The 26541-nt window shown below is 41.6% G+C and carries 32 protein-coding genes and 1 pseudogene; 7 read left to right on the top strand and 26 right to left on the bottom strand.

Going from position 1 to position 26541, the window contains the following annotated elements; genetic code table 11:
- Positions 1 to 151: 151 nt before the first annotated feature.
- On the bottom strand, positions 152 to 1006 hold the full coding sequence (locus LBW89_RS02805) for a helix-turn-helix domain-containing protein (protein ID WP_225038412.1): 855 nt from the start codon (positions 1004 to 1006) through the stop codon (positions 152 to 154).
- 290 nt (positions 1007 to 1296) lie between these two features.
- Between LBW89_RS02805 and LBW89_RS02800 the strand changes: the two genes are divergently transcribed.
- Complete coding sequence (locus LBW89_RS02800) at positions 1297 to 2451, top strand: epoxide hydrolase family protein (RefSeq protein ID WP_225038411.1); 1155 nt, start codon at positions 1297 to 1299, stop codon at positions 2449 to 2451.
- Positions 2452 to 2543: 92 nt separating this feature from the next.
- On the opposite strand, the gene LBW89_RS02795 is transcribed toward LBW89_RS02800, so the two are convergent.
- The 18 genes and pseudogenes from LBW89_RS02795 to LBW89_RS02710 form a co-directional block, all read right to left on the bottom strand.
- Complete coding sequence (locus LBW89_RS02795; protein WP_225038410.1) at positions 2544 to 3008, bottom strand: VOC family protein; 465 nt, start codon at positions 3006 to 3008, stop codon at positions 2544 to 2546.
- A gap of 73 nt (positions 3009 to 3081) precedes the next feature.
- The gene (locus LBW89_RS02790; RefSeq protein WP_225038409.1) at positions 3082 to 3762 is read right to left on the bottom strand and encodes a serine/threonine protein kinase; all 681 of its coding nucleotides are present in this window, start codon (positions 3760 to 3762) and stop codon (positions 3082 to 3084) included.
- 130 nt (positions 3763 to 3892) lie between these two features.
- The gene (locus LBW89_RS27845; RefSeq protein WP_148452280.1) at positions 3893 to 4177 is read right to left on the bottom strand and encodes a histidine phosphatase family protein; all 285 of its coding nucleotides are present in this window, start codon (positions 4175 to 4177) and stop codon (positions 3893 to 3895) included.
- 94 nt (positions 4178 to 4271) lie between these two features.
- Positions 4272 to 4745, bottom strand: coding sequence for an NUDIX domain-containing protein (locus LBW89_RS02780; RefSeq protein ID WP_148452278.1), 474 nt, complete (start codon positions 4743 to 4745; stop codon positions 4272 to 4274).
- Between the two features lie 81 nt (positions 4746 to 4826).
- Positions 4827 to 5423: a DJ-1/PfpI family protein gene (locus tag LBW89_RS02775; protein ID WP_225038408.1), complete on the bottom strand. Its 597-nt coding sequence runs from the start codon at positions 5421 to 5423 to the stop codon at positions 4827 to 4829.
- A gap of 713 nt (positions 5424 to 6136) precedes the next feature.
- Complete coding sequence (locus tag LBW89_RS02770; protein ID WP_225038407.1) at positions 6137 to 6637, bottom strand: hypothetical protein; 501 nt, start codon at positions 6635 to 6637, stop codon at positions 6137 to 6139.
- Between the two features lie 592 nt (positions 6638 to 7229).
- Complete coding sequence (locus tag LBW89_RS02765; RefSeq protein WP_148452272.1) at positions 7230 to 7610, bottom strand: VOC family protein; 381 nt, start codon at positions 7608 to 7610, stop codon at positions 7230 to 7232.
- Between the two features lie 153 nt (positions 7611 to 7763).
- The gene (locus tag LBW89_RS02760; RefSeq protein WP_148452270.1) at positions 7764 to 8606 is read right to left on the bottom strand and encodes a nucleotidyltransferase domain-containing protein; all 843 of its coding nucleotides are present in this window, start codon (positions 8604 to 8606) and stop codon (positions 7764 to 7766) included.
- A gap of 366 nt (positions 8607 to 8972) precedes the next feature.
- A complete protein-coding gene (locus tag LBW89_RS27420; RefSeq protein ID WP_263639000.1) occupies positions 8973 to 9107 on the bottom strand; it encodes a hypothetical protein in 135 nt (44 codons plus the stop codon).
- Positions 9108 to 9166: 59 nt separating this feature from the next.
- A pseudogene (locus LBW89_RS27650) lies at positions 9167 to 9958 on the bottom strand (CPBP family intramembrane glutamic endopeptidase).
- 149 nt (positions 9959 to 10107) lie between these two features.
- Positions 10108 to 11076, bottom strand: coding sequence for a helix-turn-helix transcriptional regulator (locus LBW89_RS02745; protein WP_148452267.1), 969 nt, complete (start codon positions 11074 to 11076; stop codon positions 10108 to 10110).
- A gap of 225 nt (positions 11077 to 11301) precedes the next feature.
- Entirely contained in the window at positions 11302 to 11751 is a 450-nt protein-coding gene (locus LBW89_RS02740; RefSeq protein WP_225038404.1) for a hypothetical protein, read from the bottom strand.
- Positions 11752 to 11803: 52 nt separating this feature from the next.
- Positions 11804 to 12577: a Cof-type HAD-IIB family hydrolase gene (locus LBW89_RS02735; RefSeq protein WP_225038403.1), complete on the bottom strand. Its 774-nt coding sequence runs from the start codon at positions 12575 to 12577 to the stop codon at positions 11804 to 11806.
- Between the two features lie 71 nt (positions 12578 to 12648).
- Positions 12649 to 13230: a DJ-1/PfpI family protein gene (locus LBW89_RS02730; protein WP_225038402.1), complete on the bottom strand. Its 582-nt coding sequence runs from the start codon at positions 13228 to 13230 to the stop codon at positions 12649 to 12651.
- Positions 13231 to 13477: 247 nt separating this feature from the next.
- The gene (locus LBW89_RS02725; RefSeq protein ID WP_225038401.1) at positions 13478 to 13726 is read right to left on the bottom strand and encodes a hypothetical protein; all 249 of its coding nucleotides are present in this window, start codon (positions 13724 to 13726) and stop codon (positions 13478 to 13480) included.
- 48 nt (positions 13727 to 13774) lie between these two features.
- Positions 13775 to 14221 (bottom strand): oxidoreductase, encoded by a 447-nt coding sequence (locus LBW89_RS02720; protein ID WP_225038400.1) that lies wholly within the window; start codon positions 14219 to 14221, stop codon positions 13775 to 13777.
- Between the two features lie 65 nt (positions 14222 to 14286).
- Positions 14287 to 14679 (bottom strand): hypothetical protein, encoded by a 393-nt coding sequence (locus LBW89_RS02715; protein WP_225038399.1) that lies wholly within the window; start codon positions 14677 to 14679, stop codon positions 14287 to 14289.
- Between the two features lie 52 nt (positions 14680 to 14731).
- Positions 14732 to 15370: a hypothetical protein gene (locus LBW89_RS02710; RefSeq protein WP_225038398.1), complete on the bottom strand. Its 639-nt coding sequence runs from the start codon at positions 15368 to 15370 to the stop codon at positions 14732 to 14734.
- Positions 15371 to 15555: 185 nt separating this feature from the next.
- Here LBW89_RS02710 and LBW89_RS02705 point away from each other — a divergent pair, with 185 nt between their 5' ends.
- Positions 15556 to 15798 (top strand): hypothetical protein, encoded by a 243-nt coding sequence (locus LBW89_RS02705; RefSeq protein ID WP_225038397.1) that lies wholly within the window; start codon positions 15556 to 15558, stop codon positions 15796 to 15798.
- A gap of 1 nt (position 15799) precedes the next feature.
- Positions 15800 to 16198: a retropepsin-like aspartic protease gene (locus tag LBW89_RS02700; RefSeq protein ID WP_225038396.1), complete on the top strand. Its 399-nt coding sequence runs from the start codon at positions 15800 to 15802 to the stop codon at positions 16196 to 16198.
- Positions 16199 to 16266: 68 nt separating this feature from the next.
- Here the strand turns inward: LBW89_RS02700 and LBW89_RS02695 are convergent, their stop codons facing one another.
- The 3 genes from LBW89_RS02695 to LBW89_RS02685 all read right to left on the bottom strand — a co-directional run bounded on the left by LBW89_RS02695 (position 16267) and on the right by LBW89_RS02685 (position 20633).
- Positions 16267 to 16725 carry a hypothetical protein gene (locus LBW89_RS02695; RefSeq protein ID WP_225038395.1) on the bottom strand — a complete coding sequence of 153 codons (459 nt, stop codon included), beginning with the start codon at positions 16723 to 16725 and terminating at the stop codon, positions 16267 to 16269.
- A gap of 443 nt (positions 16726 to 17168) precedes the next feature.
- The gene (locus tag LBW89_RS02690) at positions 17169 to 17795 is read right to left on the bottom strand and encodes a DUF4386 domain-containing protein (RefSeq protein ID WP_225038500.1); all 627 of its coding nucleotides are present in this window, start codon (positions 17793 to 17795) and stop codon (positions 17169 to 17171) included.
- A gap of 201 nt (positions 17796 to 17996) precedes the next feature.
- Positions 17997 to 20633 carry a LuxR C-terminal-related transcriptional regulator gene (locus tag LBW89_RS02685; RefSeq protein ID WP_225038394.1) on the bottom strand — a complete coding sequence of 879 codons (2637 nt, stop codon included), beginning with the start codon at positions 20631 to 20633 and terminating at the stop codon, positions 17997 to 17999.
- Between the two features lie 182 nt (positions 20634 to 20815).
- On the opposite strand from LBW89_RS02685, the gene LBW89_RS02680 reads away from it, so the two are divergent.
- From LBW89_RS02680 to LBW89_RS02665, 4 genes are all read left to right on the top strand, one after another.
- Positions 20816 to 21076 carry a hypothetical protein gene (locus LBW89_RS02680; protein WP_212938201.1) on the top strand — a complete coding sequence of 87 codons (261 nt, stop codon included), beginning with the start codon at positions 20816 to 20818 and terminating at the stop codon, positions 21074 to 21076.
- Positions 21073 to 21453, top strand: coding sequence for an aspartyl protease family protein (locus tag LBW89_RS02675; protein ID WP_225038393.1), 381 nt, complete (start codon positions 21073 to 21075; stop codon positions 21451 to 21453). The genes LBW89_RS02680 and LBW89_RS02675 overlap by 4 nt, the downstream gene beginning before the upstream one ends.
- A 208-nt stretch (positions 21454 to 21661) precedes the next feature.
- A complete protein-coding gene (locus LBW89_RS02670; protein WP_068785508.1) occupies positions 21662 to 21904 on the top strand; it encodes a hypothetical protein in 243 nt (80 codons plus the stop codon).
- 1 nt (position 21905) lies between these two features.
- A complete protein-coding gene (locus tag LBW89_RS02665) occupies positions 21906 to 22304 on the top strand; it encodes a retropepsin-like aspartic protease (protein WP_068785507.1) in 399 nt (132 codons plus the stop codon).
- 41 nt (positions 22305 to 22345) lie between these two features.
- Here the strand turns inward: LBW89_RS02665 and LBW89_RS02660 are convergent, their stop codons facing one another.
- From LBW89_RS02660 to LBW89_RS02645, 4 genes are all read right to left on the bottom strand, one after another.
- Entirely contained in the window at positions 22346 to 23092 is a 747-nt protein-coding gene (locus LBW89_RS02660; RefSeq protein ID WP_225038392.1) for a hypothetical protein, read from the bottom strand.
- Between the two features lie 83 nt (positions 23093 to 23175).
- On the bottom strand, positions 23176 to 24543 hold the full coding sequence (locus LBW89_RS02655; protein WP_225038391.1) for a caspase family protein: 1368 nt from the start codon (positions 24541 to 24543) through the stop codon (positions 23176 to 23178).
- A gap of 28 nt (positions 24544 to 24571) precedes the next feature.
- Positions 24572 to 25720, bottom strand: coding sequence for a hypothetical protein (locus LBW89_RS02650; protein WP_225038390.1), 1149 nt, complete (start codon positions 25718 to 25720; stop codon positions 24572 to 24574).
- Positions 25721 to 25906: 186 nt separating this feature from the next.
- Positions 25907 to 26416: a hypothetical protein gene (locus tag LBW89_RS02645; protein ID WP_225038389.1), complete on the bottom strand. Its 510-nt coding sequence runs from the start codon at positions 26414 to 26416 to the stop codon at positions 25907 to 25909.
- Between the last annotated feature and the right edge of the window lie 125 nt (positions 26417 to 26541).

Below are 26541 nucleotides of genomic sequence, written 5' to 3'. Positions count from 1 at the left end.
TGCATCTTTTTTCACATTCCCTCGGGAATCGGTCTAAATACCTGCAGATTTGCATCCTTTTGGAGTTGGGAGTCTGGAAGCACTCTAGGCGCCAGCTTCTTTGGTTGATTCATCAGGGGTGACTTCAATTCGGTCTACGATAGTAAGCCTCCTACAGAAATGCCGCCAACTTCCGGGAGGCCACCCGATACGCGGTCGGCGATAGTCCTCTCTTGGACGTGAATTGCTTGATAAAGTAGGTGTCGTATTCAAATCCGGTGGCACGGGCGATATCGTTCAGATTCATATCCGTATGCGTTAACAGATCGCCCGCTACCTTCAAGCGATGCGTAAGCAAGTAACCCATGGCGGTAATTCCGTATCTTTCCTGAAACAGCTTGTTCAGACTCACCCGGTTCAAATGGGCGCATTTCGTCAGATCTTCCAAAGCAATTTTTCTGAAATAATTCGTATGGATGTATTCCAGAACCAGATCCACCGGCGATTGTTCGCTGCTCCGATTTAAATCCTCGAGCATGCCCAAAATCTGGATCAGGTATTTCTTGATTCGGCACCTCCACCGTTCATCGCTCTGCGCCTGCACTTCCGTACCGAGCACAAAAAACCATTCGAACAGGAGCGGATAAGCTTTTTCCGTTATACAGGGCACACCTGTATGGGCATCATCTCTTTGAAAAAGGGAAAGGCCCGTCCGAATTCTCGGAGCCATCCGAAGATCGCGCTGCGTCTCGGAATCGGGTACGGAGTTCAGAAATTCGCGTTGAAAATGAAAGGATTGTGCAGCCACGTTCTGCTCCTCCGCAATTTTTAGCTCATCCTCTTCCGCCAGACACAGGATACAGGGGGCGGCAATCGATATGGGACGTTCGTTCAGTATCCCTCTCATGCTCCCGGACGTGACGAAAACGAGAGAAAGCCGATCGGGGTAAGGAAGATGACTCAGATCCTCCACGGGGGCAAATTCAATGTTCACCAGGCGGTTTTTGTAACGGTCGAATTGCGGCATAGCGTTCACCTATCAAATAGTATAGTCAGAACCTTCATTTATGCCAGTGTATCACACCGGGGGGAGGGATATAATGACGTTGTATATAAATTGAACTATTGATTTACTTGTAAGGCAAGAGTGTGTAATGTTCTTCCGATCGCTGTTGTTCCCAGATTTTTTTAATTGACTTTTAATGTGAAAATCCGTTCACAAAGGCGAACGCTTCGCTTCTCCAGAATCATTTCACACTCTTGCCTATTAGTAAAACTCAAGTTCAATTTATATAGCAACCAAAGGAGGAGTCAAACATGGCTGTTGAACGTTTTCATATTCACGTCCCCGATGAGATCCTGGACGATCTGCAGTACAGGCTGCGGCACATCCGTTGGCCGGATCAAGTCGAAGACACGGGTTGGGAACGCGGCACGGAATTAACCACCTTAAAATCGCTCGTTTCGTATTGGAGAGACCAATATGATTGGCGCGCGCAAGAATCCGCGTTGAACCGCTTAGCCCAGTTTCGCTGTCATATCGACGGCATCGACGTGCATATTGTACATGAGCGCGGGAAGGGACCTAACCCGTTGCCCCTGATTCTTACCCACGGATGGCCCGACAGTTACCTGCGTTATCAAAAAGTCATTCCGCTTCTAACGGATCCGGCCAGCTATGGCGGTAACCCCGAGGATTCTTTTGACGTGATCGTCCCTTCCGTACCCGGATTCGGGTTCTCTAGCCGCCCTAAACAGCCCGGCGTTAACAATAAGCATGTCGCCGACATGTGGGCCAAGCTTATGACCGAAGAATTAGGCTACCCCAAATTTGGCGCCGCAGGCGGGGATGTCGGCTCCGGCGTGACCAGATACCTGGCGGCCAACCATCCCGAACTGCTATACGGAATTCACCTCACCGATATCGGGATTATCAGGGATCTGATGTCTGCTGCCGATGAGGCCAAACTTTCGGAGGAAGAACGGCGTTACAAGCAAGCGGCATCGGCCTGGGTGGCTCAAGAGGGAGGCTACATGTCCATTCAATCGACACGCCCCCAAACGCTGGCTTATGGACTTTCCGACTCCCCGTCAGGATTGGCGGGTTGGCTGATGGAGAAATTCCGGGCTTGGAGTGATTGCCAAGGTGACCTCAAGCAAAGATTCAGTGAAGACGAACTCATCACGCATATCATGGTCTATTGGGTGACCAACACCATCGCATCGTCAGCGCATCTATACTATGAAAACGCGCATTCTTTGCCGCCGCTCGGCTACATCGAGGTTCCGACAGCCCTAGCCTTATTCCCGGCGGATGTCTTGCTTCCGCCTAAAGCGTGGGCTGCACGCCACCTGAATGTAACCCGCGTGACTTCGATGCCTCGGGGCGGACATTTTACCGTTTGGGAAGAACCGGAGGCTTTGGCCGAGGACATTCGGGAGTTCTACAGGCCTTTTAGGGCGAAGAATTGAGAAAGAAATTTAAAGAGGCTAACCCGAGCGGTTAGCCTCCCTCTTTAATCTTGACGAGGTACTGTGTTTCTATTAATATCTCTATCGGGCTTTTAATTCGACTCATTTAAAAGAGCTTCCCATTCCTCTATTGATAATTTCGTTGATATATTCTTCAAGTTTTCAGGGACATCTATAAAACACATGAACTCCAAACTATTCCCATCCGGATCATTGAAATATACCGATGCGTTCCCCTGATTCGGTCGAACAAAGGGATCGATGGAATCTCTTTTTCCGAACGGCACCGGGGCAACATGAATAGACCGAAGCCAATTTAAGCTATCCTTAAGATCTTCATAACTAACCCTAAACGCGATATGTCTTAGTGACGGATGATAAGATGTTTTATGTTCTTCTCCTTGCCAAAGACCAATCCAGCTCTTTTCTCTTTCAATCCAAAAGAAAGCGGTATCTTCATCTTTCCAGGCCATTTCCAGTCCTAAATTCGAATAGAATTCGATGGATTTTTGTAAATTACTCACGGGTAGATGCGCTTCATATAATCCAAGTATCATCGGTGTTCTTTCTCCTTTCAACGCTTCCTTTTCAAATTCGTTCTTATAAATGTTTTGGTGGAGCGGCCCTCACTTATTTCCGCTTACCAAAAAACAACCCGCTCACTCGCTTCGCAAAGTCTTCGATCCCGAAGTTTGCCGTATCGATCCGGTTGTACCAGTTGGTCACGGTTTCCAGCATCCATAACGGAACCTTTGTCCCTTTGACCAGAGGATAAACGTGCTGATACGCCCAAACCAAATGCTCCCAACGATTGTCGTTCCCCTCTTGGATGTATTCCGAAACATCGAGGACTTTTCCTCTCCCCTCCTGCAGGAGAACGTTCTTAAGGTGAATGTCCCTGGGGTTCAACCCTCGACTTCGGACGAACTGACGCGCTTCCTCCACGTCCAGGATGGCTTGCTCGGGAACCGGCACACCCTGCAGAAGACAATCGTATAACGTCATTCCCTGTTCCAAACTTAACACCAAATAGTTAGGACCCACACCATAGCACCTGGCAAAATAACGCGATCCTGCTAACCGATCATAAATCCCTGCCTCAATATCCTTCTTTTCTAAAGCCTGAGCGGTATACACTTTGTACGCGTACTCAGGAGTGGCCGGATCATAAAAAACGGCAGCATCCGTACCGATCCCGATACAGCGTAAATTTTCCGGGACATGAATGACCGAAACCGGCTTATTGTTTTCATAACCTGTCACCTCGACAAGCTTTAAGGCTTCCTCCGCCCGCTTCCAATCCGAATCCATGGCCGCCTCCTCCTTTGTTTCGCCAGCGGTACATTGTTTGAATTTAGAGTAATCGTATGTAACGTATAAGGTTACCCTATTTACGACGTTCCATCGACTTAAGTTTCGTCAGGAGCGAGCCGCGATGCGGTTAACGGAGCATTTTTTCCCAGAGTCTTGTTGTACTTACTAATTTCTGTCCTTGGAACACTGCCTTATATATGTCCGGCATCGTTGTAGTGCGCCAGAATTGATAATCGTATTGGGGATCGAAATGATTCATCATTAACGTCATGATATCTCCGTGAGTCCCGATTACAATATTCTTACCTTCGTATTTATTGAGAATGTTCAGTATAACCTTTGTAGCTCTTTTCTGAGCTTCCTCATTCGATTCGCCTTCCGGGAATGCAAATGAAGAGTTCTCAAATAACATCCGCTTTGCTTCTGTAAATGAGTAAGGCGCAAAATCGCCCGCCTTTCTTTTCCCGCGAACCAAGGGCGTAGATATGACGTAACTAGTTCTCTATTCATTTTATAAAATGTGCCTTTTCATCTTGTCTTGAACTGAATATATAATCCGGGTACTTGATTGCGATCGGTGGTATTTGGTCTTCGGGAAAGAACTTGAGATCCTTCATCTCTTCATTATCTGAGATTAACTGTCCAGCCTTGATCTTGCATTCAAAAACAATAGTTAGGTATTCGACTTGATGACCGTTCCCATAAGTAAACCTCTGTTCTTCCCCACCATATACTCCTATAATTCGCTCCGGTTCAACATCAAGCCCCGTCTCTTCCAATGCTTCTCTAACCATAGCTTGAGCAGGGGTTTCTCCAATCTCAATTGCGCCGGCAATTAAGCCCCAGTGCTCTTGATTGTGTTTTCTTCCGAAAAGAATTTCACCTTGATCATTTCTAATCACGCCAGCTACACTCGGCAAAAGGATAAGCTCGCTTCCCATCTTCTCTCGCAGGTTTTTATAATAGTCTGACATTCCCATGAAAAAAATGCCTCCTTGTTCTTATATATACAAAATGACTTAGCCTCAATGATAGCTCCGATCCTTTATTGAATTTCCCGTTTATGGTTTTCCCGTATACCAATCCGAATTAAAATCCAAGTTTAATAAATGTCCTAACTTATTTCCAAACTCTGTAAATCCTCTTCCTCTTGCAGTTAATAAATTTCCATCTTGCACGACTAAATCATTACAATAATTATCCTCATTAAATATCCCTAGCTGTTTTCTATCCTCTTCATTGATGCCGGTGGTATATTTCCGGTTTTCAAGTATTCCGGCTCTCGCCAGTAAATAAGGTGAACTCGATATCGCTGCTATGATGAGTTCTTTATTGTACTCAGCGCATCTTTTAATGAAGGATACTAAATCCTCATTATCAAATAAAGTGGATATATCCATACAACCAGGTATCAAAATACTGTCCAGACTCTCAATATCTGCATCATATATTGTACAATCGGCAACACACTTTAAATCTGACTCCCCCCTAATCATATCTGAGGTGATTCCAATGGTTGTTATTGGATGGTTTCCTTGTTTCAAAATAGATAAGGCAACAGTTAATTCATACTCGCTAAAAAGAGGAAATAGGATTACACCTGTTTTTTTTATACTCATCTTTGCATTTTCATCCTTTTTAATATGACTTGCTCCCATGTTGTATACCATACCTTGATCAACAAGATCCGTCCCGAGTAGATGAGAAGGATCCCTCTTCTAAGTTATTTCATCCCTCGTCTATAATTCATATAGTATCGTTTTAATGATAACCCAAGCCAAAACATAAAACTGGGTACGAGATTCAAAAGCAACATGATTACATAATAATATTCATATTCGGATTCTCTTATCATCACAATCATACTGAGGTTGTTATAGTACGCATATAAAGCCCAAATCAAATCAGGCATAAATCCGCTAGAATCCGATATATAGTAAAAAAAGAACAGTAACCATATTGAGATTCCTACAATAGCTATGGTTGAGACGGAAAAGTAATCAGAAAGATAGGTTCTGTTATTTTTTAATACTGTGAAACCTATAATAAGATAAATGATTAACGACACACCAGTGACCAAATAAAACACTACTGTTTGGTTACTATAATAGAATAAGATGACGTCTCCAGCGACTTGTATAATTATGTATGCGAGAACGGACAGTGCATTATTCGTTACTATGTCTTCAGAACGTTCCATATGAATTCCTTTCATATTAACTGATTATTATATATTCGTTTCAAAAGACTTCTTCCATACGCTTGAACTTTCGGTGAGTTATTTCGAGTTCGCGAATTCATCGCCTGCAAAATACCTCTCAAATAATATTGAGAAATGATCAACATCTATGCCCCATAACATATTTTCAAATTAAGTTTCAAACAACTCTCTTCTAAGCTCATAAAACCTTTTCACCAATGGATGTTCATGCTCTTCTAATTGTATTTTATAAAATCTTCTTCTTCCCAATCTCCTATCTACCAATCCGAATGCCTTATATATTGGGTTATTAGATTCAATGATTTCTTGGAATGGGGTTGACAAATAACTTCTCAAGTTCATAGTAATATGGCTTGTTTCATGTAATCCTGATCTCATCACTTCTTCTACTTGCTTTGACTCAATATGGGTTTTGTAAAAGTCTTTATGAATTCCATATTCAACAGCTAAAGAAGCACCATCTATAGGCAAAGTATTCATGTACCAATGATAATACCCACCACCGAATATCTTTTCGCCGTCTAAAGTAATCCAAACTTCCCCATAGCCATCATGAGCTTTTCGGTATCTTGTCTCATGGATATCTATTCGTTTTCTTAGTTCAGGAGTAATAAAATCTTTTATAAGTACTCTAAGTTTAGACCAATCCATAAAGTTAAAAAATACCTTTCATGTTTTCTCCTACGTTTCGCATAGCGTTCTTGCATTCAACGAAATGACCCAGCCTTAGATTGCTCTGATCTTTGGCTGGGTGCATATCTTGTGGCCTTAATCACTTCCGGCGGCGTGATGATATGCCCCATCGCATAATGGAGTGCTTATCACCCCCCGAGGATACCGCCTTAAACGGCGGGATCGAGATGATCCTAAATTTCATAGTCTTCACGCTCCTTTTTTGTGTACAGGCAATGGGTTGAAATTCCATGATCGGCTTATTATTATCAAAGTCTAATCTATATCCAACATCCTCTATGCAACGATCTACTAATGTACGTTTATGTACATGATCCATCTCCTCGTGAGACGAAACCCGAATAATCAACCATTTCGCCGGCAAAATATGCATAAAATCCAGAGTCATTCCATCTAATTTAGACAAATCAAGTGAATTATTAAATTCTGTCGCAACCATGAAGAGATAACTCCCGCTCCCCTCCATCTCGGGACTAGAAGTATAGATATTCCACTCTCCGACATTTTCTTTTTGGGAAGAAAACAGTTTACATACGCGAGCCTTGCTTTGTCATATAGCAATCCACCAAAAGACGCCGAAACGGTCAATCAAGTTTGAACAATAAGGATTCCAGTCACACGGACCGAGCGGGTCGATGACGGTACCGCCGTCTTTCAGGATATCGTAGGCCTGCCGGACAGCTTCCTCACTCCCCATGTCGTATACATTAAAGGCCATGGTCTGCCAAGCCGTTTTTTGGCTGGTGTCGCATTCCTTAGGCGCTTCACTGACGGCCATGAACAGCTTGCCGTTTAGCGTCAACTCGCAGTGCGCATATTCATTTTTTGCCTCGTCCTTAATTTCAAGGCCTTTCTCCAAACCGAATGCCCGGCAATATAGACCGACAGCTTCCATACTGCCTTTAACATAAACCTGTGAGCTGATGTTCATAAGGAGCCCTCCTTTGCACTTGAAAGCCCTTTCGTTTTTTTCTATACCATGCGTACATATTCGAATCGTCATCATAAAAATGAACCAACGCGCCGACATCCTTTGTTGCAAGATTAATCCCGCCGAAACTTTTGATCATTACAATCTCCTCCATTACAAATTAATAATAGATCCGGTTTTTATAATCCAGTCCTGCTTGATAAGATCGATGGCTCTTGGGCTGAGTATGCTTTCATCCGGCACTGCGATTTCTCTGACATCGTCCTCAAACCATTCCATGGCTTGCAGGAGGTTCTTTCTGACCATCACCAAATCTTCTGTACAGCCATATTTCATCAAATGCTTTTGTTTTGTTTCATCTATATAATGTAGCTTGCTGGCAGCGCCGCCCCAGGTGATTTGATCATATGACGTCAACAGCAAAGAGCTATGCGTATCCATCAATATGCGCAGGACCCCGTTTAACTTAAAAAAGTCTTTACGTGCAAAATATTTGGCTGACATCTGCACATGAAACCAGTAAGTCGTGATGAGCTTATGCAGGTCATCCTGCCATAGCCCCCCTTTAATACCTTCGTTTATCAACGCTTGCACACTACCATCCCGATCAAAGACGATATCCTTTGCTTGCAACTCGGTGTAATGAATCCGGCACATATCGTCGTCTATTTTCCCTTTGTTTAATAGGAACACATCATACTGAAACAGATGCTCCTTCTGCCGTAAAATATAGCCATAGTTTTTGATGGCCTGGCTGTTAAAATCCTCCGGCCAACAAAGGATAACTTCATCACATACGTCTTCAAGCATAACTGTGAGTTTTTCATCCACCAACGAATAAGCGCCTTCTTCCACGAGAAAAACAATGTCGATATCGGAATGAACGTCCATTGTCCCATGAGCGGCAGAGCCAAAATACCATGCCCCCAGCACACCTTGTTCTACTTTCATGACTGTTATAAAGTCGTTATGTACGGATTGAAGTTCGTTTAACATCGTATATCCTCCTTGTATAGTTGAATTGCCTGTTTACATCGAACCTTAAAATGAAGATTGGGTGTAATCTGCATCAAACCTGCCTCCTCCTCAGCCAAGGGATGCCTTTTTCAACTCTGTATATTTCTCGCGTAGCAAGGCTGTCGCCCAGTCATATGAGTCCGCCGGACTCCAAGCGAATTTCGAAAGAATCGATGATATTGGTTACCTAGTTTTGTATCTGCAAGTTCTAAATTTGCTTTATTAGAGTCTTTAAAGTAACACACCGAAGCTTTGGAATTGTTTTTCAAAATGTGTTGCCTTGTGATTGAAGTAAGTGTAGCGACCTTAATCTCTTTAATCATCAAATCCGCCTGATTTTCAATCTCAGCTATTCTTGCCTTCTGAATCTCTGATGCTTTCATGGATCTCACCCTTCTTTTCTTTGACTGGAATTAATAGATCTTCAAGCCAGCCGAACATATTTCCGGAATCCCAGTTGCCAGCATTTAAATTGCTCATGCCTGATCTCCTTTCTCATACAGATCATAAAGTGCGACACGACGTCAATGTCAAGGGATTCAATTATGCCTCTTGTCGTACAATACAACGGTTACAATTGAAACAAGAACAATCAGAGCATTTGCGGCAATGGTCCCCGCCCAAGTCATAGTCGTCGTGCCGAAGATGGGGGATGCGGCATTGAACATGGTATGGAATAATACGCACATAAACACACGGCCTTTTCCTGATATTGTGTAGATTGCTCCGTAAAAAAACCGAAACGCCATAACTTGAACGGCAAACATCCAAAAGTTAATGAGTCCCTCTCCGTGATTCGTCCCCGGAATGAAGAAAAGAGGGATGTGCCATGCAGTCCAAATAATTCCGGTAAAAACACAAGATAAAACAAAGCCGTATTTTTTGCTGAGTTTAGGCTGCAATATTTACATCCAACCAGCTTCCTCCAAGCCGCCGATTATAAGATTGCCTGGCAGTGAAAGTAAAAGCGTATAGAATGGAAGCGCCATTTCCGTGCGGGCTGAAACCGCGATATGTATTACGAAGTATAAAGCAAGCCCTGCAACAACGAACAAATAGGCAAATAGGTTGTTTTTGACATAGAAAACCGTTTTCAACCATTCCATAAAATCCGCTACTTTTTTGTTTTTCTTCAGAACGATATACGAAGCAATAGCGGGCGACAAGATATAGATTGCAAAAGGAATATTCATCATGAATTGCTGGAATGTGTGAACCCAATTGTGAACCGAATATCCGAATGGCCCAAGAGCAATCAAAGCACCGGATACAAGAAAGGCTATGAAAAATGTCAGCATAGTAAATTGTACTATGATCTTTTTGTCCGTCATGGTTTCTTCACCCCCACGTATTATTGAAATATATATTAATTTTAGCTTATGGGCGCTTTGACTTTTATCACTTGGTTGAGGAGCGGTGTCATCAGGACTTAATCGGATGTAGTAAAGCACCTGCCGCATTGGGCAGATGCTTCTAACGATTATGACTTTCGCACCGGTCTGATATACTTAAAAAACCGCTCCGGATCATGATACATGTAAATGATTCTACCGGGGGAAGCATCCAGACAGTAACCGGTGCCTGCAAAATCAAAAGTTGCCATTGCTTGTTCCAGCTTTTCCTCCACACTGCGATTTTCCTGTTCATAATCGAACGGCCCATGTTCAAAGACAAGATAATCGGCTTCGGGAACATCAATCAAAAGCATTTGTGGGGGGACTTCGCCTTGATAATCCAAAGGAAGTCGCACACCATAACACTCTGTACGTGGAATCCCCCAACCGCAGAGTCTGCCGCCCGGGTCAATGATGTACGCCATAATCTGACCGCTGCCGCTGTTCGTTACGCTCCCGCCATCGTCATCCAATTTACCCTTGATGCTATCGAGCAAGCCGCATATGGTTTCGCAGTCCTGGCCGGGAATAAGACTTTGCTTTTGCCAAAAATCCCAATACCCATTACTCTCATCGTTTTTGATATGCAAAAATTTGTGCGCGGGAATGGTTACAAAATAAACGTTAACCCCATCTGCCGATTTGATCATACCGATCTCTCCCAATCCGAAAAAGTAGCGGTCGAAAGGGGTGATTTTTGTACGAAGGGCAACAGGCATAGGCTGTTTTCGGTATTCACTTGGAGTTACACCATAGGTTCCCTTAAAGGCTCGGGTAAAAGCTTCATGTGATGAAAAACCATATTCAAACGCAATATCCAACAGGCTTTTGTCACTATCCCGTACCTCTTTTAGGGCAAAGGCCAATTTTCTATGCCGCAGATAATCCCTAAATTGCATACCTGATATTTCCTTAAATTTTCTCGTCGTATGAAATTCGGAATAACCTAACTTGCGGGAAAGAAATCCAAGAGATATCGCTTCACCGTTACGATGTTGAATACACTCGTCAATTTCGTCAACGATGATTTGGATTTGCTTGTGCCACTCGTACATTCGTCTGTTCACCTCGTTTCAACGACTCTATACCCATTATAGAGTGATGGAATTTTCATTGTTTGATTTTACTTGCTGAAAGCGAGGATATAGCTTCTTCCCTAACTCGCCCAATATAAATTTCAGTGACATATTTTCTTTCACTTTTAAAATACAGAGCTAACGCCCGCCCATATTGCAAAAGCCGGTTTCCATTATAGGGAGCCGGCTTCTGCCTTCGTTATATTAATTTATCAATCTATTCTTCAAACTTTCATCTGAGAAAATAAAGAGTGTGGATTCGCCATTTTTTATGGATTTAATCTTTACAAATTTTTCGTTGGAGGGGTCGTTGTTTATTCCGGTTACATGAATTTTCTCTGTGCTGCTTTGATCGCTTGGGTCGTAGATAAATGAAACCTCATAATCGGATGAACCCTTTCGGTATACATACGAATACACATAGCCTTCGTCTTCATCGGGATCTTGAAGAATAAAATATCGGTCTTCTTCCCCGGTAGAACGGACCTGGTCTAACCATTGCTTTACTTTATCGGAGTGTTCTGCCTCTACTTCATATTGCTTGTATTCAATAACAGCTTTCATACGGTCTTCAAAATTTAGTTTTTCTTGTGTTGAGCATCCGCAAATCACAAAAAAAATAGAAACCGTAATGATCCGAAAGAAAATTCGCATCCCCTACTCCCTCTCGTTATTAAGTTTAGTAAGTCTCTCTCGGCTCTAACATTTAAATGATCCCGAATACTTTTAATGCGTACATAATACCCCCTTCACTTGCTTTTCTCGTAACAAAGTCCGCTGCCTGTTTTAAACGAGGCTCACCATTTCCCATTGCAATCCCCAAACCAACATACTCCAACATATCTACGTCGTTTCCTCCGTCACCAAAAGCAATAGCTTCAGATTTGTCAATCTTTAAATAATCAAGAACCTTTTGAATCGCTGTTGATTTGGAAACTTCCGTTTCTTCAAGCACATTCATGACATATCTGTGAAACCTCACGAACCTATGCTTGGGGAATTTAACTATATATTTTTGAGCTTCACTGTCATCTGCATACAGGCACATGCAGTAAACTTCTTCTGCCATACCCATTTTTTCGGGGTACTGCGTAATACTCAACGTCTCTTTGAGCGCCTCCATAACTCGTTGATCATCTGACCCAATTCCATTCATGGCGAACGCCTCTGTAAAGTAAGAAACGCCGTGTCCATTTAATTCAGCAAATGCCGAGATATCTCGAATGCTTTCTGTAGAAAGCGTTGACTTATAAATGACGTTGCTACCACTTTTTATAAGTGCCCCGTTTGCGGAAATAATTGTGTTAATGCCCATAGAAACAAACTCTTCGCACAAACTATACGGTCTCCCTGTCGCGACCACCACCGTTATACCTTTGTTAATTAACTGATTAATTGCTTCTTTTGTACTTTGCGGAATGCTCCTGTCAATCTCGCTCAAAAGAGTACCGTCAACATCAAAAAATACAACCTTAAACATATTTATCTTAATCCTCTCACTAACTTTAGAACCTGGATGTTTCTTGTAAAATGTCACCAACACAAAAATGCCTACACTTCCACAATTCCAACTGCCGTATATGGATAATCCAACTGCTTCTTCACCACATGGACCGCTTCCGCTCCAGCAAACAATCGAATTATAAAAAGGCCTAAATCAATGGATGTCGCTACTCCTCCTGCGGTGATTACGCTCCCATCCTTCACAATTCGGGATGGAATGACCTCTAAACAATAAGGCTCCAACAAGTCATAGACATTGGGGTGGGTTGTTGCTTTCCTATCTTTCAAAAACCCCGCCGCTCCCCACAACAATGAACCCGTACATACCGATACCTTATACTTAACCGGCCCCGCCGTCTTGATCCAATCGATGAAGTCCGCATCATCTTTGAGCTTCCTCGTTCCTATGCCTCCTGGAATAAAAACAAGATCATACCCGGACAAATCAGGCTTAATGACATTGATCTTTACCTTCATGCCAAGTTCATCCGTCACTTCCTCGGTTACGCCACAAATATCCCAAGTCGTTCCTTTAGTCTGGTCAAACTGATTTAAACGATAGATCACGTCATAAAACCCGACAAAATCAAGAAATGTAACTCCGTTGAATAAAATGAATGCGATTTTCATGGAATCAACCCTCTTTCTGTATCAGGATATTAAGCTCTGGTATTCACGAAATGACCCAGCCCTAGATAACTCTTATCTTCGGCTGGGTCGTTTGTTGTCTGAGCTTCTTTCCTCGATTATACATCCGCAGGCAATGCTCGCAATATCGATATTTTGCTTACATAGGCAGATTGTAAAAGATTCATGTATTCAACTATAACCATTTCTCTTCTTCCAAATTTCAATTTGCTTTATAAATTCCTTTGAACTAAATGTGCTTTCCAATTTGTTTATCTGAATAAAAATGCAACCAAATGATGTGCTCTTTTACACTTGAAGCAATATCGATATTGTCCTTATTTTCAGTAATTATTTCAATCGTGGACTCATTTAATAAGCTATGTATTTCATGTTGAACTCGGATGTCCATTACATTTATTAGCTTTTCTATTTCTTTATAATTCTTTTGGGTTGCCGCAGCATCAATCATTTTTATTATAGAACTACTGTCAAACATTCAGATTCACCTTCAATAATTGATCATACGCTGAGATTACTTAGAATGTTATTGAATCCCTGCAGTTCCAAATGTCTTATTTATCGCACTTTCATAGTCTCGCCACCTGAAATAAAATGGCCCTAAATGAATAGGTTTATACTCAGGTTCAAGTTTGAAATTCTTCCAAATAACAATGTCTCCTTCTCTTTCTATAAAAACGGATATAAAGCCACAATCTTCATCCCCGCACCAAGGACATACCATGATGGGATATCTAAAATACATGTATGGATGTGGTTGCTTCAATAAAAAGTAATCAATCATTTGTCTTTGGTTCTCTTCACTCCCCCACCCAAGACACGGAACCAAATCGTACTTCTTGAGCATTTGATACAGTGACCTGCCGTCAATGATTAGATCAGCAAATTTCGTGTTTTTATTTCCATCCTGCTCAGGATCATAGTCATCATACCGACTTGAAGGTCTGGATTCTAAGCAATTTATTTTATCCATTTTTCCTCCTAATATATATGCGGGGATTCATGAAACGCCCTAGCCATTGATTCCTCTTAGAGATCTCAAAACATAAAATCGGTTATCTGTAGTTCATTAGTTTGAATCTTGATCCATCTCCCTGCCTCAAACATGGAAGGGTCATCAACTTCAATCAACAAAATACTGTGACCTAGACGAACAGCTATAATATTATCGTATTCAATTTGTTCCACTCGACCAATGAGATTTACTTTATCCATACTTATATATAGCTTCGGTGCTTCATCCATAGATTCGACGATATCTTTACCAAAGCACAGTGTTCCCGGAATATCTAACTCAACTTCTACCTCCATGCCCTCTTTAACATGATTACTTGAATTCCAATACCCAAAGCCTATACCTAAATCAGAAGAAAAAGTAACATTTACCTTATTTTGCTTCAGAAAACGCAATTCTAAAAGCTTTATCTTCATAGAGATCACCACCAAAGTGATTGTTTTCTTATATTCGCCTTCTCAGAGAAGTTTAATTAATCCATTCAATTCCGTTATGTATTTTATTAAAAATAATATTTTTCGAACCCCACTCCAACTTGTTATTGAGGATGTCATTTATAATGATCTGTTTAAAAGTATTCATTCTACGGGTTATTCGACTCGAAGTGATATTCTCCACTGAATAACTAGGATCAGGCCAGCATACATCCGTATCAAAGAAAGCTTTTACATCTTCTTCAAAAGCACACCCACCCACAATAAAATGGATTTCATTAAAAATATCTCGCAGCAGATTATAAAATTCTGGCATCTCGTCTTCCCTGATTCCAGGTTGTCCCCATTCGTGCGCATCAACCTCTGAACCATAGAAGCAAATCGAGAAGCAGAGAAGATCGGTGTTTATTCTCTCAACAAAGAGTAGGGATTGGCGAACTCTATGGGTACAAACCGTTAAGTTCAAACAAACTTGATGAACAGTTTTCCCTTCCGGATCGTCTTCATCAAACGGATACCCTTCGTAAAACTCATCAATCTTTTCAGGCGAATGATGCAGCTCTATTTTTACTTCTAAAGAATTTGTTATTCTGTTTATTGTCTGCAGTAGTGTTTCAGATTCTTCAATTAAAAAACTGAGTTCTAAGAATGGTCCACCCTGTAACCAACTCATTAAGATTCTCCTTCCTCAGTAATGGCGGATATTTCATCGGTTACGTGTAGCTCCCTGTGTTATTTGATCCATGGGATTAGAAATGTTTAAACTTAAATAGGCGTCTCATTTACCTCATTATCTCCTATTTCACAAAAAGTGATATAATTTTTATAAATGAAATACAAAGAACGAGGTGAATTTTGATGCAGTGGCAAGAAGTTCGCACGATCTTTCCCGATCAATATGTTCTGCTTGAAATTCTTGATTCCCATACTGAAGATAACACGCAATATGTTAAAGATGTCGCTATTGTCCGAGCCATTCAAGACCCATCTGAGGCAACCAAAGAACTCTTAAAATGCAAAGATAACAACATCGTGTACCATACAGGCCAAGAAGAAATTACGATCGAACTGAGAAAACCTCCATTCTATAGAGGCCGATAACATGCAGATCGAATATATTGATAGCCTATTGCAAGCTTCTATGACGATTAGCTATAAAGGACGCTCTTTGACAGTCGATCATTTAGTTATTGATACCGGAGCAGCACATTCGCTCATCTCTTCTGATATCGCGGCCCAAATCGGGATTCACTTTGAAAATGGAGACAAGCTTGTACACAGTTTTGGAATCGGCGGAGGCGAATACTCATTCCGGAAGCTGATCGATCAAGTTCAATTAGGTGATTACATTATGAACAATGCCTATATTGATTTTGGTGTTTTTCATGAGGATATCGATCAAATCAATGGCCTTATTGGGTTGGATGTTTTGAAGAGCGGAAATATGATAATTGATTTGCATCAAATGGAATTGAATGCGGTAACACTTAGTTACGATTAATAAGGGGCGCAAATTCAGTAGCGTCCCCTTTTTATTAAAAAATGAGATTGTTGTCCTTTACCGTTCCATTAAGGAAGTGTTACTTTCTCCGCCTTATTCTGGTAATCACTGTATGACCACGTCCACTCACCGTCCTGCTGAAATGAAGCCAAGTACTCAAAATTCGCTTCGCCGTTCTCATCCGTATCCATCGCGACGACGATATCGGGTGGAAGGCGATCTTCCTTGCTGAACGCTTCGTAATAAGACGCCAACACTTCGGTCTCGAAGTTTTCCGTACGCATATAGCTATCCGTCCGCTTGACGATGTCTTGTTGAACCGAGAGATCCGGCTTCGTCTCAAAAGTATACCGGAATGTGACCCGTGTCGGTAAGGCTACCGTCTTCAAGGATTTGATCTCCGGGATCGCCTGGCTGACTTGTTCCCGGAATGCCTTCAATGAAGGACTGTTCATCTCTTTGTGGGAAGTACAGCCGCTTAAGAAAACAATCCAGACAAGCAACATCATGATTCCGATTTTCTTCATGGAAATTACGCTCCGCTCGTTATTTGAAATACCTGAACCCTCCGCCTAGGCTTAAGAATGAGGTGATCGCATCGAAATGGGTCCGATAATTGATACTGCGCCGGTCACCCCATGTCGAAACGGCGATCCAACGGTTATCGTTCGGGTCACGGTATATTTCGCAATTATCATCCATTGCCATTCGTACTTGCCTGCGATCTTCATGCGCCGCCTCTCTATTTATTATAAATCACCGGGGTTTTGAATTCCCAATACTTCCACAACTTATCATCCGTCGCAAGTTCAGCCATAAAATAACTTACATTGATTCTGCTTGTTTTACCCGCATTGAATATGGGGCTTCTTACCGGAGCTTCACAAACATCAAAGGGACTCTCTTCATCATGATTGACTAATGTATCCGGCCGTACGGCAACCCATCCGACATTTTCGTCAGGTTGTTCTCACACTTTAACTTGATTGAATCCTCTAAATATTAAAAATACAGCCAGAACCATCTCACAAATAGCTATCGGCGCATTTAGGATAAAGTAGATGGGGCTCGTTAATTTGATGATGTTCAACATCAACAGTAACGTAGCCAGAAGAGTCAAGGTAGAACCGATCATTCCCCCGATCGAGAGCCACCCTGGGATAAGTCTAGTTTTATATAGGCCATAATAGAGGATCAAGCCGCCAATACTCCAGGGCAGTATCATTCCTATATGATTCAGAGTATCTCTGCCTTGTCTAAGCAATTCAGCGATAACTTCAAAATACGATAAGTCAGCTTGGCCGGCAGCTGCAGAACTCTGACTCGCCCCTAATAAAAGAAGCAGAGAGCCTATACCGGCAAAGAGAAAGCCGGAGCCAATAAGCCTGAAACCGAAATATCCCACCGCCAGACTTTTGTTGTATTTTTTTAAGATTGGATATACCAATACGGTTATCGTGACATAAACTACAGCCATTGCCGCTTGAAAAAAGGTGGCCACCAAAACTTGCATTTCGATTTCCGACAACTTTACAAGGTAATCGGAACGTTCCAATGCAGGAACGGAGCTTAATATTCCAAAAACAAAACTAAATATGAGCAGCAGCCCAAGGTAGACTGCCGTTTTTCTGTTGGTTTGCAGGACGCCTCCCCCTTTTACCTGATGATCCGCCAGAGTGTTTTACGAATAGTATATTGGCTGCAAAGTATGACCGAGTAGATACTAAAGTATTAAAGTTGGTGCGAACTAAAAAAGTCCCAAGCCTTGCCTTTCGGCATTGCTTAAGACCGGAGTCAGTTATATCAGGCCGAGCTCTCTGGCACGTGCGATCGCTTCGGTTCGCCGTTTAACCTGCAATTTGTCAAAAATATTACGATTATACCCCTTCACGGTACTTAAGGCCAGGAAAAGCCGATCCCCTATTTCTTGATTGGAGAGGCCTTGGGCAATCAGTTGCAGAACTTCCAGTTCACGCTGGCTTAAGGCATCGCTGAAAGGTTCGAAGCGAATGGGTGGACTGTGAATCGCGAAATGATTGAGCTTCTGTTCATGATGCATGTTGGACAGTAAAAAACCGGTATATTCCGGCTGGATCCGACGGGTAGCCGCTTCCGTTAACAAATCAAGCATGGGCTTACCCTCGTCAACAAAAAGACGAACGAAACCTTCATCCTCTGCCAGTGTCAAAGCAACTTTTAATCTTTGAAGCGCCCTCTCCAGATCGCCTTGGACCTGAAAGGCTAAGGCTTGGAGCACAAGAAGCTTAAGCTGTTCGTTCTTCCATTGCTTCGCTCTCGCTTGGTCATACAAAGTAGCCAGTAGGGCCAGAGCCGCGCTTGCATTCCCTTGGATCATATGGATTCTTGATTGCAGAACAGGCCATTCATTAGTTTCCAAATGCTTGACGGCTCCCGGAAAGTTGCCGTGATGAAGAGAAATAAGAAGTTCCAAATGTTGAACTTCACCCAAAAGGTGAGGATAGGATCGTTCCTGCACTTCATGACGAGCTTGAATCAACAAAGCTTCCGATGCTGAAATATCTTGTCTGGCAAGTTTCAATTTTGCCGCAAATAATTCACTATCGGATAGCCTATCCGTGTTTTCGATCTGCTTGGCCAACAGGATACTCTGCTCTATATGCCGTTCGGCTGCCTCCAAATCGTTCCATTCATAGAAGATGCGAGCCATGCCCAAGTAAGCATCACAAGCGGCCGGCAACGGCGGTTCGCCAGCTAGTTCAATCACTTGTTTATAGGTTTGCACGGCCAGGTTCAACTGATTGTCGAGCTCCTGAATCTGGCCTGTACCTAATGTTGCCATTAGCGTAATAATCAAGTGCCCCATTCGCTTGCTGATCGATAAGGCTTCAGTATAAGCTCGTCTGGCGGCTGCGCGATCGCCCTGCAGCTGGTAGGCAACGCCTAACGTCCAGCTTGTCGCCGCGCGCACAGGCAGATTATTCGGATGCAGCTGCTCCAACGCGAGGAGGGATTGGGCAATAATGGTATCCGTCTCGTTCCGAGTAACTCCAAGCGTGGCCCGGATCGATGCGATATGCCCGATTAGATCAGGATCTACCTCTTTGGAATCGATCTGCTTCATGGCCGCTTCGGCAGCGGATAGTTTTTCTTCGATTCCGTCCGCTTGGCCGATCATCAATAAGGCGGAGGCATAAATCACCCAGAGCGACGGCCGTTCGTTAAGCGTAGACGCGTCCTGGCGCTTCAACCAATTTAATACAGGCTGAGCGGCGCCGCGAAAATGTAGAGGCATTCCCTTTCCCTCGATTAATGTGGCAGCCCAATCCACATCCTGAGCCGCCACAGCGTGCCGAAAAGCTTCGATCTCAAGGTCATTCTCTTCAAACCAATGGCTTGCTCTAGTATGTAGAACGGCGATCTCCTCGGTCTTGTCCTTGTTGGCTTGATACAAACGCTGTCGCAACAAATCGGCAAAAAGATGATGGTAACGGTACCAATGACGCTCGCTATCCAACGGGATCATGAATAGGTTGGAACGCTCAAGATACGCCAGGATTTCATCTCCCCCCATCCCCTGCGGTAGAACGGCATCACAGAGGGAGCCGCAAAATCGATCAAGAATGGAGGTTTGAAGCAAAAAGGTCTGAACCTTTTCAGATTGCTGCATAAGGACTTCTTCCATTAAATAGTCCAACACAAAACGGTGGCTGCCGGTAAAGGATGAAATAAATTGGGTCGTATTCGAACAACCCTGCATCGAGATCGCGGCTAATTGCAGCCCGACAATCCACCCTTCTGTACGTGCCTCCAGAGCAAATACCTCCGCCGATGATAAATGAAGCCCCATGATTTGGTTAAAAAATAACGTCGCTTCATCCCGGGTGAAACGCAGGTCGTTTCCGCGTAGTTCGGTTAATCGGTTTTTTGCCCGTAATCTGGCGATCGGCAGCTTCGGCTCTTCGCGTGTCATGATGATCAAATGCATCTGTAACGGTTGATGATCGATCAGAAACGACAGAGCCTCATGCACAGTTTGAGATTCAATGACGTGGTAGTCATCAAGAACGAGGATAAATGAATCTGAACCGGATGATGTTTCATTGACTAAAGCAGTAAGGATGTATGGGATCGGCAACGGTTGCGGAGATTGCAGCGCTTTCCATACACCTTGGTCGTTAACGTCAACGATGTTCTTTATGGCAGCGATAAGATGAAGGAGAAATCGCCCAGGATCATTGTCACCTTCATCCAGCGACAACCAAGCGGCCCGACGTCTGCAGTCAGCCAGCCACTCGCTGACCAACGTGGTTTTACCATAGCCTGCAGAAGCGGAGATTAGCGTTACTTTTCCTTGCTGCCCCTCAGACAAGCGTTCAAATAAATGTGAGCGTTGAACCGCTTTCGATCGCGCTGGAGGAATATGCAGCTTTGTGGTTAATATGGGGATGTTCACTTCTTTCACTTCCTCTTGGCTATCGCTGATGAACTCCTTCGAGACTATTACAGTTTGTATGATTTTGGAAATTGAACATGATTTTTTCTCCCATATGCCTTCGATCTACTTTCAATTGATTTCAACTCTATGTTTGTTATAGTAAAATAAAAGTATCATAAAAAAGAGTTGAGGTGTTATATATGAAATGGCCTAAGGTTAGAAAACAGTTTCCTGATCGCTGGGTATTATTTGAAGCCATCTCCGCAAAATCCGCCAATCAACAGCGGCAAGTTGAGGAACTGGCCGTTATTTCTGATTTTGATGATACGAATTGCGCCTGGCAAGCCTACAAAGAACACCACCTTGCAGATCCCAGTCGGGAATATTACATTTACCACACCTCACATGAGCACCTTGAGATTATGGAGCAACCCTTTACTGGAGTACGTGGCTTACAATGAAGATTGTCATGAAAAATGGTCTGCCGCTTATTTCCGTTAAATTAGGCTATAAATCTAGCACGATTACTCTAGAAAATGTTCTCCTCGACACGGGCTGTGCAATTTCGGTATTTGATACTGACATCGTGTCTACGATCGGTCTCACGATTAACACCGAAATCGGCAGAGCTGTCCGAATGTATGGGATTGGCGGCAAAAGTGAACTAGCATTTCAACAAACAATAGACGAAATCTCAATCGATTCAAACCATCTCTCAAATTACACTTTACAATTAGCAATGACAAAAATCCCTTACGGTTTTGATGCAATACTCGGGGTTGATTATTTCACAAGAAGTCAAGCGGTTATCGACTTCAAAAACTTTGTGGTGTACTAAAAACAAAATCACTCCAAAAAACCGCATGCCACAAACGGAAAACCAGCACTACTACTTAATTCGCCCGCCGATTCACTCCTATTGTGCCTTTATATTGATTTGCATGTCCTTTTTATAATGTGGTTCATGGGCTTATGTGTTGGGGGGACCGCCTCTCAAAACACGATATAATTTCTATAAATGAAACACTGAGAAATGGAGTGATTTTATGCAATGGCAGGAAGTTCGTACGGTTTATCCCGATCAATATGTACTGCTTGAAATTCTCGACTCCTATACGGAAGATAACATTCAGTACGTTGAAGAGGTAGCTCTGGTTCGAGCCATTCAAGACCCCTCCGAAGCGACCAAAGAGCTCCTAAGATGCAAAGACAATAACATCGTTTACCACACCGGCCAAGAAAAAATTGCGATCGAGCTAAGAAAACCTCCATTCTATAGGAGCCGATAACATGAAGATCGATTATATCGATAATCTACTGCAGACCTCTATGACGATCCATTATAAAGGACGCTCCTTGACCATCGATCATCTAGTTATCGACACCGGTGCAGCCCATTCTCTCCTCTCTTCCGATCTCGCGGCACAAATCGGAATTCACTTTGAAAATGGAGACAAACTTGTACGCAGTTTTGGAATTGGAGGAGATGAATACTCTTTCCGAAAGCGGATTGATCAAGTTCAGCTAGGAGATTACATTATGAACAATGCTTATGTTGATTTTGGTGTCTTTCATGAGGATATCGATCAAATAAATGGCCTAATTGGGTTGGATGTTTTGAAGAGCAGCAATATGATTATTGATCTGAATCGGATGGAAATGTATTCAGCTATCCTAAGTCGCGATTAAGATAGGGATGCAAATTGCTCGCATCCCTATCTTCCCCGTAACTAAAGTTTAATCTCAGGTAAATTCTCTGAATCAACCTCATATTCCCCTACACGCCGAATGATCTTTTTTACAATGTTTTCAATCCAAACCTTTTCATCATCTGTTATTGGTAAAAAAGAATTGGATTTTCCTTTTCTTGCAGATAATTTATCTCCTCTTTCCGAGGAAAGCTCTCCTAATCTTTTCAATACTTCGATATCAATTTTATACTTAATTGAAGCTTCGCTTCTTGAACCAGCAAGACCCTCAAGATAGCTCAAACAAAAATAAGCCATACTGAGTAATTGATCCTTTCCATCGAGATACATTTTATACCTTGCCCATAATATCTCAACATCAAGGCTTGCCAAAAAATCTGTAGGAACTTTGGGATAGCTTCCTCTTACTACAGTCAAATTCGCTTCCATTGTTGATCCACCACTTAATCTAATCGGTCCCAAGTTTATTATGTTGTCTTTTTTTGGTGATCTATCAATAATATCAGCATTATGAAATTTAAAATTTAATTCCCCAATCCCTATCCTTAAAGCTGTGTCGATTTCCCAAGACTTTAATAATTTTTCTACCACTTCTCTTGCTTCTTTAACTTCTGAATAGTGATTCTTAAAATTACATGTCAAAATACCATTTTTTAAATGCATATCAAACTCTTCACTATCATACTTAAGTTCAGCAGCCACTGAGTATTCAATTTCATCATCTGTAACTAAATGATATTCTATAAAATTCACATGTGGGTCATTCATATAAAACCTCCATTGCAGGGGTATATTTCCAAACAAATTCATCACAAGCATAAATTAAAAATTGCTAAAATATCGTCCCCCAACTACTCATCATCTTCGTCTAGTCCCACTAACATTTCTTCTTCAATTTCTTTTTCAATTATAAAGTAACGTCTGATTTCGTCCCAACAATCTGAAAAAATAATTTTAAATTCATCAGCATCTAATATAAAGGCACTGTCATCTGTAGAAAAATTAAGTTCATCTTCTTCAGCATTAAATTCCGAATAAAAAATAGTATCTCCCATTGGGTGAAGGCCAGAAATATGCAAATATAAACTTAGTGATAGCGTTATAGTTTCGGCCTCTACATCCTCATACAAAATAGCACTAACCAATAATTTGTCATCACTTTTTTCGAAAATCACCTCTTCTTTCCATTCATATTCCATTAAAAAATCTATAATTTCTTCTAATAAATTTTTAATTTCACTTTTTACCTTACTAATCCTTATACAAAAAGCCTCCACATCAACTTCTTCTAATCCTTCAAAATCATACATTGGATAGCTCCGACCATCATTTTCAAGCCCTTTTAATGGAGCCATTATTAAGTCGTTTCCAAAATCTATAATAAGTCTCTCCGGGATAAAAATATAATCAATGACGGTATTATTAGCAGTACTACCCGTGGGTATTTCATAAATAATAAAGGTGTTAGAGCTAGATACTTCAGCCCAAGGTTTTTGAGTTTCTCTAATATCAGTACTAAACTTAATAAAATCTGGTACCACTTTACTAAGATAATTCTGGAGTGATGTACTTGTAATGAATCTTTCTTGTTCTATTGCTTCGGGTGCTTCTCCTTTTAGTGCTTTTAATAAAAAGTGCGTCCATATACCATGCCCAAGCATTGAACTGCTATATGATTTTTCACCGCGTGAACATGATAAAAACATAGCTCTGTAATTGCTAGAACGTACAAAGTCGATAAATTCGCTAAAGTTCATATCGGCAATGAATTCCCTGCTTAATAATTGCTCATCAATTCTACTGGCACAGGCATCAATGAATAACAAACTTTTATTACATTTTGATTGCCGAAGAGGTTCCATCAATATCTGGTTCAGTGAAACTGTAGTATCTTTATAATTGTATGGATGGGTATCCCATGTTGTTATTTTGTTATAACCACCGTCAAAAAATCCATGACCGGCATAGTAAAAAATGAACTGATCACTTTCACATAGCCGGGAGATTTCATATCGTAACTCTTCAGTTAAAGCTGATCTAGTCACATCTGCATCAATCCATAGTTTGATATTATCTTGAGAAACCTTAAGATTCTCTATTAACCACTGTCGAAATGCATTAGCATCATTTTTTGCATAATCAACTTTTTTAATACCAAATTGATAATTCTCGACCGCAATTATTACTGCATATGTATTTTCGTTTATCTTCTCAGCCATTTAATCACCATCTTTGATCCATCAAGAATTATTCATCTTCAAATAAGTCTAAAGCATTTTTCCTTTTTCCAAGAAGTTCATCTTCTTTGACTATAAGTGGATCTAGCCAGTCTGCTTTTTCTTTTATCCATCTTGCCCTGTCTAATATTTTTTGCTTCTGCAGAGAATCTTGCATTCCATTTACGCTACTTTCAAGAGATTCCGCGAATTCTCTGATTTTTCTGGCTTGATCCCACTCCAGTACAAGCGTCTCTAATATTTTTACTTTTTCCTCTTCTCTGCGTTTAAGTTTCTTTAACTGGTACTGTCTTTCTTCTTCAGCCCATTTTCTCTCAAGTTCTCTGTGATGCAATTCTTCTCTAGCAAGAACTCTGTTTGCCACGATAAACAAGTCTGTAATAACCTGGTTCAGTTTGGTTTCCAGTGGCTCTGAAGGAGTATCTTCATGCTCAAAATGTTCCGTATACTCCCTGTTCCAAGATGATCCATTTGATGTTACTGAGAGTACCAACGGGCGTACTACTTGCTCGGATGTTACTTCTACATGCTTAGCTTTATTTTTTGAGGTTTGTTTGACTCCTGCTTCTTTTAGTTCGAATTTAAAAGAAACATGCATCACATTTATATATGCCTGGTCCTTTTTATCATTAAAGCCTCCGATAGACACCCAACTTTCCAAGTGAGGTAAAGTCTTGATTAGGGCGTCCATGATCCGATAGGCTCTCTTTAGTTGATCAGCTGATACAAATATGGGAAGTACCGGCTTATCTTCTCGGTACTGATTCTTAATCCTCGCCTGATATAAGTAGTTGAAACCAGCTCTCTCAACAGCCTTATCCCGGCTCTTTCTATACTTCATTTCTTCCTGGTGCTCGACAATCAAGGGATGTGGTTCACGTAGTTGGGATTTGACCTCAATTTTAGAGCAGGTTTCTTTGATATAATTTTTAGTGTCATCTGTTAATAAAAACATCCCCTCTCCTGACTCAAGTTCTTCATCCTTTAAGTTCTTCACATCATGTTTATACTTGATTACATAGTTGCGGACATGTTTTTTCAACTCGCCTGTAACTTTAGGAAGTGCGGATTTGTATACAGATTTTCCAGCTTTTAATTTTTCCCAATAACCTCGCGGCGGAAGCGGAATACCGAAACGGATACAATGCTTTCTCAACATCAGAGATTTCATACCTTTGAGCCACGGTTTTTACTGGCTCAGCCCAGATTTCATTGTATAAATGTTCCCGTTCATCTGCTGTTATCGTTCCCCTAAAAAAAGAAGTTCTTGATCTACTCAAAATATCCCCTCCATTTAAAAAAATGACCTAGTGTTACCCGCAATTGCCATTACCTTGATCTTTTTTCAGTTTTCTAACTGTGTTGTTTTATCTTGTTGTGCTAGTTTCCTTATCCTTTCATCAATTATGTTCTTCCCTTCTACTGATTTCATAAACTCCCTTACCTCATTTTTTATGACATTAGTTTTATTAAATAACGAACTTTGCGCTCTTTCTGTTTTATATCCAATCAGTGCAATTGCAATTCCTAAGCTTACTAGTGTAATAGCATCACTCAATGCATTAACTTGTTTTACAGGGATATTGATTTTTAAATTTGGTAAAACGAAAATAGCCATTACTGCAGCCGCAAGAAAAATTGAACGTGGAAAATTTAATACTTGATCCAACTTAATCCCTCTCTTCTCTTCTATTCCTTCAATGATGAATTCTATTAAGTCAGATAATATAAGAAATAACGCTGCAATTGAGACATACAGTAACCACTTCCCAGACGCATTAATAATTGGAGTTAATCTCAGTACCGATAAAATAATAAAACAAATTCCAGCTAATTTAGTGAATAATGTGGTCAAGAATTGTTCCTCCCTTTTTAATTTTGAATTCGGCACCAGCAATCATTCTGGTATCCACGAACTCTCAGCCTTTGATAGCTACTAGCTTAGGCTGAGGCGCGTATTGTCTGTACATCTATTAACAA

The organism is Paenibacillus sp. alder61 (assembly GCF_020179875.1).
In the GTDB taxonomy this organism is placed as follows: Bacteria; Bacillota; Bacilli; order Paenibacillales; family Paenibacillaceae; genus Fontibacillus; species Fontibacillus faecis.
This window is presented reverse-complemented; position numbering and strand designations above follow the sequence as displayed.